Raw genomic sequence first — 11,661 nt, forward strand, 5'->3', positions numbered from 1 at the left:
CCGCGCTGAGGTCGACGCCGCGCGTCGGCGTCAGATGCCCACGCTCATCGCGGCGGCCCCTGCACCACGCGCGCCGCGAACATCGCGAGCAGCCGGCCCCAATCGCCCTCGGTGTCGAAGATCCGGCGCATCTCGGCGGCGCGGGTGCCGTAACGGTCGAGCTTGCGGTGCTCGAGCTCGACTCGGGTGGCGTCATTGCCGTCGGCGATGAAGCGCACCTCGATCTCGGTCTTCAGGTCCGGATCGTACTGCCAGTCCGCGGTGATGTCCCACGACAGCACGAGGCGCGACGGCGGCTCCCAGGCCAGCACGCTGCCCCATTGGCAGGTGCTGCCGTCGTCGCCGCGCTCGTACCAGCGGCCGCCGACCCGCGGCTCCATGATCGCATCGACCGCGCTGGTCTTGCCGATCTTGTAATGCGCGAGCGGCCACCAGCTGCCCATCTGCTCGGTGAAGACGCGCCAGGCCACCTGCGGCGGCGCCTCGACGTTCATCACCTTGCGGACGCTGTACGGATCGTAGGGCGCGGAGCTTTCTTGCATCGTCATCGGGTTTTCCTCTCCTTGGCGGCTTCGCGTTCGGCCGCATGCTTGAAGGCGGTGAGCGTCTTGTCCCAGAAGCCGTCGAGCCAGCCGCGCAGGCTCTCCAGCCCGCGGGTGTCGATGGCGTAGAGCCGCCGCGTGCCCTCGATCCGCACCACGGCAAGGCCGGCATCCTTGAGCACGCGCAGATGCTGCGAGACCGCCGGGCGGCTGACCTCGAGGCCGTCGGCGATCTCCTGCACCGAGCGATTGCCCTCGCGCAGCCGCCTGAACACCATCCGGCGGGTCGGGTCTCCCAGCGCGTCGAGGGCGCGTTCTGCGCTGATCATGGCGAGTGTTGTCCGTTGCTGCCATTCATCGTAAGTCTACGCTTACGGTAAGTCAAGACTAACGGTTTGTCCCATCACGAAAACGGCGCGGCTTCGATCCAACGAAGCCGCGCCGTTGAGGCACAGATGGCAAGGAACCCGGCGCCGCCTATGCGCCGGTGACGCGCCAGATCACGTTGCCGACGTCGTCGGCCACCAGCAGCGAGCGGTCGGGACCGAGCGCGACGCCGACCGGGCGGCCGTAGGAAAACTTCTCGTCTGGCGCGAGGAAGCCCGACAGGATGTCGCGCGCGGGACCGGAGGGGCGGCCGTTTGCGAACCGCACGAACACCACCTTGTAGCCCGACAGGGTCGAGCGATTCCACGAGCCGTGCTGGCCGATCGCCATGCCCTCCGGAAAGCCCGGCAGCGTGCCCGCCGGCATCCAGCACAGGCCGAGCGAGGCGGTGTGGCCGCCGAGCGCGTAGTCGGGCTGGATCGCCTTGGCGACCATCGCCGGATCCTGCGGCACCCGGTCGTCGACGGTCTGGCCCCAATAGCAATAGGGCCAGCCGTAGAAGCCGCCGTCGCGCACCGAGGTCAGATAGTCCGGCGGCGTCTCGTCGCCGATGCCGTCGCGCTCGTTGACGACGGTCCACAGCACGTTCGTCGTCGGCTCGAAGGCGAGCCCGACCGGGTTGCGCAGGCCGCCGGCGAAGATGCGGCTGGTGCCGGCGGCGAGATCGAGCTCGTAGATCGCGGCGCGGCCTTCCTCGACCGCAAAGCCGTTCTCGGCGATGTTGGTAAGCGAGCCGACGCCGGCATAAAGCTTTTTGCCGTCGGCGCTCGGCAGCAGGCTGCGCGTCCAGTGCCCGTCGGGCTTGAAGGTCACGAGCTTGCGCCCCGCGGCGGTGATGCGGTCGGCGCCCGCGGTGTAGGGAAACGCCACCACGCCGTCGGTGTTGCCGACGTAAAAGGTGTCGCCGATCAGGGCCATGCCGAACGGCTGGCTCAGGTTCTCCATGAAGGCGCCGCGGATTTCGGCGACGCCGTCGCCGTCACGGTCGCGCAGCAGCGTGATGCGGTTGGCGCTGACGCCGAGCGCCGCGGCGCGCCGCATCGTCGCCTGCATCGCGATGTGAAACACGGAGCGCGGCGGCCCGGCGATCTGCGTCGCCTCGGCAATCAGCACGTCGCCATTGGGCAGCACCTCGATCCAGCGCGGATGGTCGAGCTCGGAGGCGAACGCGTTGACCTTGAGCCCCGGCGCTGCGGTCGGCAGTTCGCCCTTGGCCCAGCCTCGCGCCGTCGGCATCTTCAGCGTCGGGATCGCGCCCTGCGATTTCGCCGCCGGAATCTCCGGCGTCGCGCCCCAGGCGGGCTTTGGCTCGGCACCCTGCGCCCGCCGCCACGCCACCGCGACGGCCCCGATCCCCGCGACCACGCGCGCAACCACTCCGGACATGCTCAAATTCCCCTGTTGACTGCGCCGCGCGGCCCGCGCCGCCCGGCAGCATTGGCATAATGCCAGCCTTGATGACAGTAGTTATACGATCTTCGCAGCCGGCCCCGAATCGCCGAAATTACGGCGGTGCTCCTTTTCAGAGCGCTTTCTCCCTGACCTGCCCGCCGCGTCCGGCGGGCCTTCTTTTCCGGATCCCTCCGGCAGCCCTACCACCGTTCGTTATAGCCGGCAAAGCATAGCGGGTCGGCGCGAGACGCGGCGCGCCGGCGAACCACGTTCCATCTGACGCAACCCCTCCTCACCAAAACATGATCGCGCGTGAGCGCGTTTTCACATCGCTGCGCTGATCGCAAAATCAGGAACGCTGCTCCATCGCGGTCGTTGGTCGTGACACCAGCAAGGAGCATATCAATGAACCAGAAGATCAAGTTCCTCTCGCTCGTCGCGGCGTCTGTTATGGCGACGACGGCCGGTGCGTATGCGCAGGGCTACTACGGGAGTTCCTGGGACCAAGAGTATGCCTATAGCGGACCGCGCTATTATACCGCCCAGCCGGATGTGATGTATCAGCCGGCGCCTGGCTATTACGGCGCGTATAACGGCACCCGCCATCCGACCCCGAGCTCGACGCAGGGCGATGTGGGGCCGTCAGGGAACAACAACGGCACGCTGACCGGCGTCTATCGGCGCTGGTAATGCAAGCGAAGCCGAGGCCCATCGCTCCCCGAGCGATGGGCTTTTTGCCGTGTGTGCGCGCGGGTGATACCGCCTACTTCACCATCGCGCCGTAGACGATGTCCTGCACGTTCTCGCGATAATATTTGCGCAGCTCGCCCGGCGCGGCGGTGCCGACCACCACGACGAGGCGCTCCTTCGGATCGCAGAAGAACTGCGTGCCGTAGGCGCCGTTCCAGGTGAACTCGCCGGGATTGCCCGGCACCGAGGACAGGCCCTCGCCGGTGCGCACCGCCACCGACAGGCCGAAGCCGAAGCCGGCGCGATGCGGCTCGACATTGGCGACGGTGTTCTTGATCTCGGGTCCGAGATGGTTCGAGGTCATGTGGTGCACGGTCTTCGGGCCGAGGATGCGCTTGCCGTCGAGCTCGCCGCCGTTGAGCAGCATCTGGCCGAAGCGGACATAGTCGCCGACGGTGGCAAACGAGCAGGCGCCGCCGCAGTCGAATTTGGTCGGCGTGTCCAAGAGCTTGATCGATTGCGGCTTGCCGGTGAGCGGATCGTTCGAGAACGGACGCGCGAGCCGCGGGCGCTGTGCGTCAGTCGGGTGGAAGGTTGCGTCCTTCATGCCGAGCGGCCCCCACACATTGGCCGCGAGATATTCCCCGAGCCGCTGCTCTGAAACCTTCTCGACCACCGCACCGAGCACGTCGATCGAAAACCCGTATTCGAACGCGGTGCCGGGCTGGTGCACCAGCGGCAGCTTGGTGATGCGGTCGATGAAGGCCGCCGTGTCGCCCTCGACCGCCGGCGCGGTGCCGTCGGGATAGAGCCGCGCCAGCGCGCTCGAGCTGTCGGGCCGGCCGCCATACATCAGGCCGGAGGTGTGGCGATAGAGATCATGGATGAAGATCGGCTGCGCCTGCGGCTCCATCTTCAGCGAGCCGTCGCCCTGCTGCACGCCGACCTTCATGTCGGCGAAACCAGGATAGTAGTCGGCGAGCTTGGCCTGCAGCGGCAGCCTTCCCTGCTCCATCAGCGTCAGGCCCGCGACCGCCGCCATCGGCTTGGTCATCGACGCCAGCGCGAACACCGCGTCGATCGGCATCGGCGTGCCCTTGGCCGGATCGAGCTGGCCATAGGCCTTGTAGTGCACCAGCTTGCCGTCGCGCGCGATCGCCACCACGGCGCCGGGCACCCGCTTGGCCGCGATCTCGCGCGCGAAGAAATCATCGAGCCGCGCCAGCCCCTGTTGCGAGAACCCCTCCTGCTCCGGCTTTGCCTCGGGCAGCGGCGGCGCGGCGTGGGCGATGTTGAAGGCGAGACTTGCGGCGGCGGCAGCCGCGGCAATGACGATTTTTCTCATTGTTTCCTCCCCGGGGACCGCGGGTGTTTGTTATGCAGTTCGCTGCCCGCAAGCTCAGGCTTAGATGACGCCGGCAGGGGCGACAAGGCTGGGAGACGCACGGCCGCGGCGCAGCGGCGCATGTCTGGTTGCGCCTTCAGCCATTTCCATGGCTGGACCGTTGCGCCTGCGGTAGCATGGCTCGGTCCACTCGATCGGATTCGGCATGAACCGGCGCGATTTTGTTGGGGGAATAGCAATCGCCGCGGCGTTCGCGGGCGTGGCCGCGGCGCCGGCGGCGGCCGACGGCAGGCGGGTGGCGCTGGTGATCGGTAACGGCGGCTATAGAAGCGTGCCGGCGCTGTCCAATCCGCCGAGCGATGCCGGCGATATTGCCGCGGCGCTGAAGCGCCTCGGCTTCGCCGTCACCTTGATCACCAACGCAAGCTTCGACGAGATGCGGCGCGGCCTGATCGCGTTCGGGCGCGCCGCCGCCGGCGCCGACATGGCGGCGGTGTACTTCGCCGGCCATGGCATGGAGATCAACGGCGACAACTGGCTGATCCCGGTCGATGCCGAGCTGAAGCGCGACACCGACGCCGCGAACGAGGCGATCGGCCTGCAGAGCGTGATGCTGCAGGTCTCCAACACCACGAGTCTCGGCCTCGTCATCCTCGATGCCTGCCGCAACAATCCGTTCGCGGCGAAGATGAGCCGCTCGCTCGCGACGCGCGCCACTGCCGGCAGCGGGCTCGGCCGCATCGAGCCGGTCGGCAATGTGCTGGTCGCCTATGCCGCGCGCGACGGCACCACGGCGCTCGACGGCGACGGACGCAACAGCCCGTTCGCTGCGGCGCTGTTGCGCAATATCGAGACGCCGGGCGTCGAGGTGACCTTCATGTTCCGCAACGTCCGCGACGACGTGATGGAGGCGACGCGCAACGCCCAGCAGCCCTTCGTCTACGGCTCGCTGTCGCGCAAGGCGATCTATCTGGCCGGGCCGCCTGCGGCCGACGCCGGCGGCAAACAGGCGAACGCGGCTCCGGTGGCTGCGGCTCCGCTCGCCTCCGTGCCGGCGACAGCGGCCGGCGTCATCGATCCCGCGCTGGTCGGCACCTGGGAGATCATGGTGCCGGGCGGCCGCGGCCAGTCGCGCTGGATCTGGCAGATCATGGCCGACGGCAGCTACAGATTCCACGCCGAGCCCTCGCGCTCCGCGCGAGCGCATGAAGGCACGGTCACCTTCGCCAACGGCCGCTGGACGCTGCACGCGCTGCGAGGATTGCGGAATTACAGCGACGGCGGCTCCTACGAGATCCACGATGCCACCGCCGTGATCACCGGCAAGCTCGGCACCGGTTACTGGAAGCGGACCGTCGACTGAAGCGACTCCGCGACGGGGTGCCCAGGGACTGAACTTCAAAGGACTGAACCTCAAAGGACTGAACCTCAACCAGTCTGGATGCACAAATATGGAGAGTATTCCTATTCTGCACAATTTTACGTAGATCATGCTGGAGAGACGCCATGAAACGGTTCTGGCTTTGCGCAATTGCGATCGTTAGCGTGTTCGCCCTGGCGGGAAACGCCGAAGCGCGATCGGCCTATGACGGGTCCTGGGATCTGGTGTTCGTCACCCAAAGCGGCGGCTGCGATGCCGCCTACAATTTTACGGTCAATGTCTCTAACGGCGTCGTCACCCATCCCAATCTGGTGAAGTTCCGCGGCTATGTCGCGAAGTCGGGCGCGGTGCGCGCCTCCGTGGCCGTTCATGACAAATACGCGTCGGGCTCCGGCCGGCTTTCGAGGACCGCTGGCCGCGGCACCTGGCGCGGCTACTCCGGCAGCGCGCAATGCGCCGGCTACTGGACGGCGCAGCGCAATTGAAGCCTGCTCGCTGCTGATGTCGGCGGGCCTTGACCCGCACAATTACGGGCCTCACAGCACGCGTCCGACAAAACGCGTAACCGCGCCTGCACGATTCATGTGAATCATGGGAATTGTCGAAGCCGGGAATCGAACCACGGACATTTGGTTGGTAGATTTGATGTTGCCCGGGTTTTGGGCCTGCATCCGAGCCTTCGACGGCTGCCCAATATGCGACAGCCGGTCGCGATGATGCTGCTGTAATGCCGCATTTTCATCTCGCCATCGGCACAAACTCGATTGCGAATCCCGCCCGGACGCTTGCCCGGGGACGTGCAAGAAACCTCCGTTTCATCACAGGGCCAGAACGGCTCTGGATCAAGGAATTTCCAGAAGGAGCTTGCAATGGGAATTTATGGGACAAAGGTTACATCTGCGCCCGCCGGCGCGATCATCCTTCATCCAGGTGACGATGTCTCGGCTATCGTGAACGCGGCTCCCGCTGGGGCCACGTTTTACTTTGAGGCCGGTGTCTACCGCGGCGTTTCACTGGCGCCGAAAGACGGTCAGACCTTCATCGGTGCTCAAGGCGCAATCCTCAACGGCTCGGCCGTGCTGTCCAGTTGGACCCAGAGCGGCAACCTCTGGAGCATTGGCGGCCAGACGCAGCAAGGCCGCGTCAACACGAGCGCGGAGTTTGTGGCTGGCACGCAGCGACCCGGCAATCCGGAGACCGTGTTTCTCGACAACACGCCGCTCAAGCCGGTCGACGCCCTCTCCAAGGTCGTTCCCGGCACCTTCTATTTCGATTACGCCGCCGACAAGATCTACATCGCCGACAACCCGGCGGGGCACACGCTCGAAGCCGGCAAGCAGACCGATGCTTTCCACGGCACCGCCACGAACGTGACCGTGCAAAACCTCGTCATCGAGAAGTATGACCCCCAGATTCAGGACGGCGCCATCAACGGCGACCGGGGCTGGATTATCAGGGACAACGAAATCCGCCTCAACTACGCCGTCGGCGCCACGGCCCATGACGGCAGCCAGTTCATCGGCAATTACGTGCATGACAACGGCCAGATGGGGCTCGGCGGATACGGCAACAACATCCTCGTTCAAGGCAACGAACTCGCAAGCAACGGCTTCTGGTCCGGCATCGATCCGATGTGGGAAGCCGGCGGATTCAAATTCGCCGACACGGATAATCTGGTCGCGCGAGCCAACTACTCACACGACAATAACGGCGCGGGCCTGTGGACCGACATCAGCAACATCCACACGCTCTACGAGGACAATCTCGTCGTCCACAACACGATCAACGGCATCAGCCACGAGATCAGCTACGACGCGATCATCCGCAACAACACGCTGATCGGCAATGGCTACGCTGACCCGCGCGGATGGGGTTGGGGCAGCGAGATCAATATCCAGAATTCCAAGAACGTGCAGGTTTATGGCAACCGGGTCGACATGACCGGAGGCGGTAACGGCATCGTCCTGATCCAGCAGGACAGAGGTTCCGGCACCTACGGCACCTACACGACCACCGGCAACCAGATCCACGACAACATCATCGTGGATCGTGACGGGCACGGCTACATCGGCGCCTTCGCCGACTACAACGAGTCCGGCATGCTCAATGGCGGAAATACCTGGACCAACAATCAATACTTCATGTCTGACGGAGGAGACAGGTTCGAGTGGGGCGGGTCCCAAACCTTTACGCAATTCAAGGCCGCCACGCACGAAACCGGCTCGATCTCACTGTCCTATCCCGACACGAGCAGCTGGCTGACGACTTCGCCGACGGCCCCTGTCCCAACGCCACCTGCCGACCCTGCGCCGCTGCCACCCGTCGACCCGGCGCCGGTACCTCCGGTCGTCACCACGCCGCCAGGTGTGACCACCACGGTCGGTAGCGGCTCCGACGTGCTCGAACTCAAGATCACGCAGGACGCCTATCAGGGCGATTCCCAGTATGCCGTCTCTGTCGACGGCAAGCAGATCGGCTCGACGCTGACCGCCAGCGCCTTGCACGGCAGCGGGGTGGTCGACACGGTGCAGGTCAAAGGCGACTGGGCCGCGGGCAGCCACACGGTTTCGGTGCAGCTGCTCAATGATCTCTATGGCGGCACGGCCACCACGGACCGCAACATCTACATTGAAAGCGCGACCTATGATGGCGCCAATGCCTCCGGCAGTCGGGCGATTACCAGCGACACGCCGGAGACCTTCACCGTCACCGACACGACGGCCGTGCCGGGGTCGCCGACTCCGACGCCAACCCCTGCGCCAACGCCGAGTGGCCAGAACCTGCTGGTGAACGGGTCGTTCGAAGCCCCATCGGTGGCCGCGGGCAGCTGGGCCGCATTCAGTTCGATCCCGGGCTGGACGGCGATCAGCGGCGGCACGATCGAGCTGTGGAACAACCTCAACAAGGTCAAGGCCACCGACGGGTCGAACCTTGGCGCGCTCGATTATCGCGGCGCTCAAGACGGTCTCTACCAGACGGTAACGACCACGGCAGGGCAGAGCTACGATCTCTCCTTCGATGCGCGGATGCAGTCCAACGCCGGCAAGCGCACCAGCACGATCGAGGTTTTGTGGAACGACAACGTGGTCGCCACGGTCCCGCCCGGCAGCAGCTGGACAACCTACCACTTCTCGGTGACCGGCACCGGCGGCCAGGACCGCCTCACCTTCCGCGAGGTTGCCGCGCAGGCCGGCGACGGACGCGGCGCGCTCTATGACAATGTCAGCTTGGTCGCCAGGTCCGGCGCAGTCCAGCAGAGCGCCATCAGCCAGCAGCCGATGAATCTGGTGAACCAGTTCGCGGCGACAAGTTTTGCCGACACCGGCGCTGGCCTCAGCGCAGGGTCAAGCCAGACCGATCTGTCGGCAACACTGGCTCAGACATTGGCCAAAGCGCACTAGCCGGCTGCGCACCTTGAGCACGACTTCCGCCAGCAGCGCCGCAGTTCGGCTTCGCTGGCGGGAGGACTTATCCAACTCGAACTTGTCGTGCGGTCCATCTGGACGCGCCTGGCAAGCAGGTTCTGTCAAAGTCTGGCCTTGTTCGGGTTGAATGGTCGATCGGTAATTAATTGCAAGTATCTCAGTACCAAGTCGCAGTTCGGTGTGCGCCGTTGTGCCCACACCTCCGGAATTCGTCACAGATCGGAATTCATCACCGAACATGTCCCCCTGGGCACGGCCCATTTGGGCTGGACTTCGGCGAACAGCATTCATTTCCAGTCGGGGAAGGGGCGTGCACGCACCTCATACGAACTTGTCACCAACTGATCCCGGTCTCATCGCACTTGTGATGATGCTTCGGTTTCAGGGTCTGGCCGTCGATCCTGAACAAATTCGTCACCAATTTGGCGGCGTCAGCATCGGCCTGCCCGAAATGCTCCGCTGCGCCAAGTCATTCGGGCTGAAGTCCCGCGTCTCGGCGACGACATGGGCGCGGCTCACGAATATGCCGATGCCGTCGCTGGCCACCCTCAAGAACGGGAGCTTTTTGCTGCTCGGCAAGGTCGCCGAGGACAAGCTGATCGTGCTCGAGCCCGGTTGCGCGCATCCGATCCAGATGACGCAGGCCGAGTTCGAGGCCGAATGGGACGGCCGGCTGCTGATGATGACGCGGCGGGCCAGCCTCACCGACCTGTCGTCCCCGTTCGGCATTGCCTGGTTTCTCGGCGCGATCCGGAAGTACAAGCGCGTGCTGGGCGAGGTCCTGCTGGCCTCGTTCTTCCTTCAGCTCTTTGCCCTGGTCTCACCGCTGTTTTTCCAGGTCGTCGTCGACAAGGTGCTCGTGCATCGCAGCCTGAGCACGCTGGAGGTGCTTGCGATCGGACTGATCGCGATCGCCCTGTTCGAAACGATCCTCGGCATCCTGCGCACCTACCTGTTCTCCCATACGACCAACCGTATCGACGTCGAACTCGGTGCGCGGCTGTTTCGGCATCTGCTCGGATTGCCGATCGGATACTTCCAGGCAAGGCGGGTCGGCGACTCCGTTGCCCGCGTGCGCGAGCTGGAAAACATCCGCAATTTTCTCACCAGCTCGGGTCTCACGCTGGTGATCGACCTGTTCTTCACCGGCATCTTCATCGCAGTGCTGTTCTACTATTCCCCGCTGCTGACCTGGATCGTCCTCGCCTCCTTCCCGTTCTATGTCGGGATCTCCGCGGTCGCGACGCCGCTGTTCCAGCGGCGCCTCGACGAGAAGTTCAAACGCGGCGCGGAAAATCAGGCGTTCCTGGTCGAGAGCGTGTCCGGCATCGAGACGCTGAAGGCCATGGCGGTCGAGCCGCAGATGCAGCGGCGCTGGGAGGAGCAGCTGGCCGGCTATGTTGCCGCCAGCTTCCGCGTCACCAGTCTCGGAAATGTCGCGAGCGAATCCGTCCAGTTCGTCAGCAAGCTGGCCAGCGCCGCGATCCTGTTTTTCGGCGCCAAGCTCGTCATCGGCGGCGAGCTTTCCGTCGGCGAGCTCATCGCCTTCAATCTGCTGGCCGGCCGGGTCAGCACGCCGGTGCTCCGGCTGGCGCACACTTGGCAGGATTTCCATCAGGCGCGGCTGTCGATCGCGCGCCTCGGCGACATTCTCAACACCGCACCCGAGCCGGTCTACAGCCCGGGCAAGATGGCGCTCGCGGCGGTGCGCGGCGACATCAGCTTCGAGAATGTGAGCTTCCGCTATCGCATCGATGGCCCGGAGATCCTGCACGACATCAATCTGGAGGTGCCGGCCGGCCAGGTGCTCGGAATCGTCGGCACCTCCGGATCCGGCAAGAGTACGCTGGCGAAACTCGTGCAGCGGCTTTATTTGCCCGAAAGCGGCCGCGTGCTGATCGACGGCGTCGATATCGCCCAGGTCGATCCGGCCCGCCTGCGCCGTCAGATCGGCGTCGTGCTCCAGGACAGCACGCTGTTCAACGGCACGGTCCGCGACAACATCGCTCTCGTCGATCCGGCGATCCCGGCCGAAAACGTCATGGCCGCCGCCAAGCTCGCCGGAGCCCACGATTTCATCCTCAAGCTCCCCGAGGGTTACGACACCATCGTCGGCGAACGCGGCGGCACGCTGTCGGGCGGGCAGCGTCAACGCATCGCGATTGCCCGCGCGCTGATCGCTGACCCCCGCATTCTCATTTTCGACGAGGCGACGAGTGCGCTCGATTATGAAAGCGAGAGCATCGTGCAAAAGAACATGGCGCAGATGGCGCGCGGCCGGACCGTGATCATCATCGCGCACCGCCTCTCGGCGCTCCGGCTTGCCGATCGTGTCATCACCATCGAGCGCGGCCGCCTGATCGAGGATGGCTCTCACCAGGAGCTGGTCAGAGCGGGCGGCCGATACTCGAAGCTGCACCGCCTGCAGGCAGGCTTGCAGGAACACTATTCCTGACAGTGCGAAGCCCGTCTGGGGCCAAGTCACGACAAGTCACGACA

The 11,661-nt window shown here is 65.1% G+C and carries 9 protein-coding genes; 5 read left to right on the forward strand and 4 right to left on the reverse strand.

What is annotated here, in order from left to right; genetic code table 11:
* Positions 1-44 precede the first annotated feature (44 nt).
* From CI41S_RS24500 to CI41S_RS24510, 3 genes are all read right to left on the reverse strand, one after another.
* Positions 45-548, reverse strand: a complete 504-nt coding sequence (locus CI41S_RS24500; protein ID WP_244626680.1) for an SRPBCC family protein — start codon at positions 546-548, stop codon at positions 45-47.
* The gene (locus CI41S_RS24505; protein WP_139861906.1) at positions 545-871 is read right to left on the reverse strand and encodes an ArsR/SmtB family transcription factor; all 327 of its coding nucleotides are present in this window, start codon (positions 869-871) and stop codon (positions 545-547) included. Before CI41S_RS24505 ends, CI41S_RS24500 begins: the two co-directional genes overlap by 4 nt.
* Positions 872-1,019: 148 nt before the next feature.
* The gene (locus CI41S_RS24510) at positions 1,020-2,315 is read right to left on the reverse strand and encodes a PQQ-dependent sugar dehydrogenase (RefSeq protein ID WP_139861907.1); all 1,296 of its coding nucleotides are present in this window, start codon (positions 2,313-2,315) and stop codon (positions 1,020-1,022) included.
* 411 nt (positions 2,316-2,726) lie between these two features.
* Here CI41S_RS24510 and CI41S_RS24515 point away from each other — a divergent pair, with 411 nt between their 5' ends.
* Positions 2,727-3,011, forward strand: coding sequence for a hypothetical protein (locus CI41S_RS24515; RefSeq protein WP_139861908.1), 285 nt, complete (start codon positions 2,727-2,729; stop codon positions 3,009-3,011).
* A gap of 73 nt (positions 3,012-3,084) precedes the next feature.
* Here the strand turns inward: CI41S_RS24515 and CI41S_RS24520 are convergent, their stop codons facing one another.
* A complete protein-coding gene (locus CI41S_RS24520; protein ID WP_139861909.1) occupies positions 3,085-4,356 on the reverse strand; it encodes a serine hydrolase domain-containing protein in 1,272 nt (423 codons plus the stop codon).
* A gap of 205 nt (positions 4,357-4,561) precedes the next feature.
* Between CI41S_RS24520 and CI41S_RS24525 the strand changes: the two genes are divergently transcribed.
* From CI41S_RS24525 to CI41S_RS24540, 4 genes are all read left to right on the forward strand, one after another.
* Positions 4,562-5,719 (forward strand): caspase family protein, encoded by a 1,158-nt coding sequence (locus tag CI41S_RS24525; protein WP_139861910.1) that lies wholly within the window; start codon positions 4,562-4,564, stop codon positions 5,717-5,719.
* 143 nt (positions 5,720-5,862) lie between these two features.
* Positions 5,863-6,222 carry a hypothetical protein gene (locus tag CI41S_RS24530; protein WP_139861911.1) on the forward strand — a complete coding sequence of 120 codons (360 nt, stop codon included), beginning with the start codon at positions 5,863-5,865 and terminating at the stop codon, positions 6,220-6,222.
* Between the two features lie 384 nt (positions 6,223-6,606).
* On the forward strand, positions 6,607-9,138 hold the full coding sequence (locus CI41S_RS24535; protein ID WP_139861912.1) for a carbohydrate-binding domain-containing protein: 2,532 nt from the start codon (positions 6,607-6,609) through the stop codon (positions 9,136-9,138).
* Positions 9,139-9,493: 355 nt separating this feature from the next.
* A complete protein-coding gene (locus tag CI41S_RS24540) occupies positions 9,494-11,617 on the forward strand; it encodes a type I secretion system permease/ATPase (protein WP_283813131.1) in 2,124 nt (707 codons plus the stop codon).
* The last annotated feature ends 44 nt before the right edge of the window (positions 11,618-11,661 follow it).

This window comes from Bradyrhizobium ivorense, assembly GCF_900696085.1.
In the GTDB taxonomy this organism is placed as follows: Bacteria; Pseudomonadota; Alphaproteobacteria; order Rhizobiales; family Xanthobacteraceae; genus Bradyrhizobium; species Bradyrhizobium ivorense.

Bases quoted from the DNA above. Each gene is read 5' to 3' on its own strand.
- CI41S_RS24500 (WP_244626680.1), bottom strand. From the start codon at position 548: ATGACGATGCAAGAAAGCTCCGCGCCCTACGATCCGTACAGCGTCCGC.
- CI41S_RS24515 (WP_139861908.1), top strand. From the start codon at position 2,727: ATGAACCAGAAGATCAAGTTCCTCTCGCTCGTCGCGGCGTCTGTTATG.
- CI41S_RS24530 (WP_139861911.1), top strand. From the start codon at position 5,863: ATGAAACGGTTCTGGCTTTGCGCAATTGCGATCGTTAGCGTGTTCGCC.
- CI41S_RS24510 (WP_139861907.1), bottom strand. From the start codon at position 2,315: ATGTCCGGAGTGGTTGCGCGCGTGGTCGCGGGGATCGGGGCCGTCGCG.
- CI41S_RS24520 (WP_139861909.1), bottom strand. From the start codon at position 4,356: ATGAGAAAAATCGTCATTGCCGCGGCTGCCGCCGCCGCAAGTCTCGCC.
- CI41S_RS24525 (WP_139861910.1), top strand. From the start codon at position 4,562: ATGAACCGGCGCGATTTTGTTGGGGGAATAGCAATCGCCGCGGCGTTC.
- CI41S_RS24505 (WP_139861906.1), bottom strand. From the start codon at position 871: ATGATCAGCGCAGAACGCGCCCTCGACGCGCTGGGAGACCCGACCCGC.
- CI41S_RS24535 (WP_139861912.1), top strand. From the start codon at position 6,607: ATGGGAATTTATGGGACAAAGGTTACATCTGCGCCCGCCGGCGCGATC.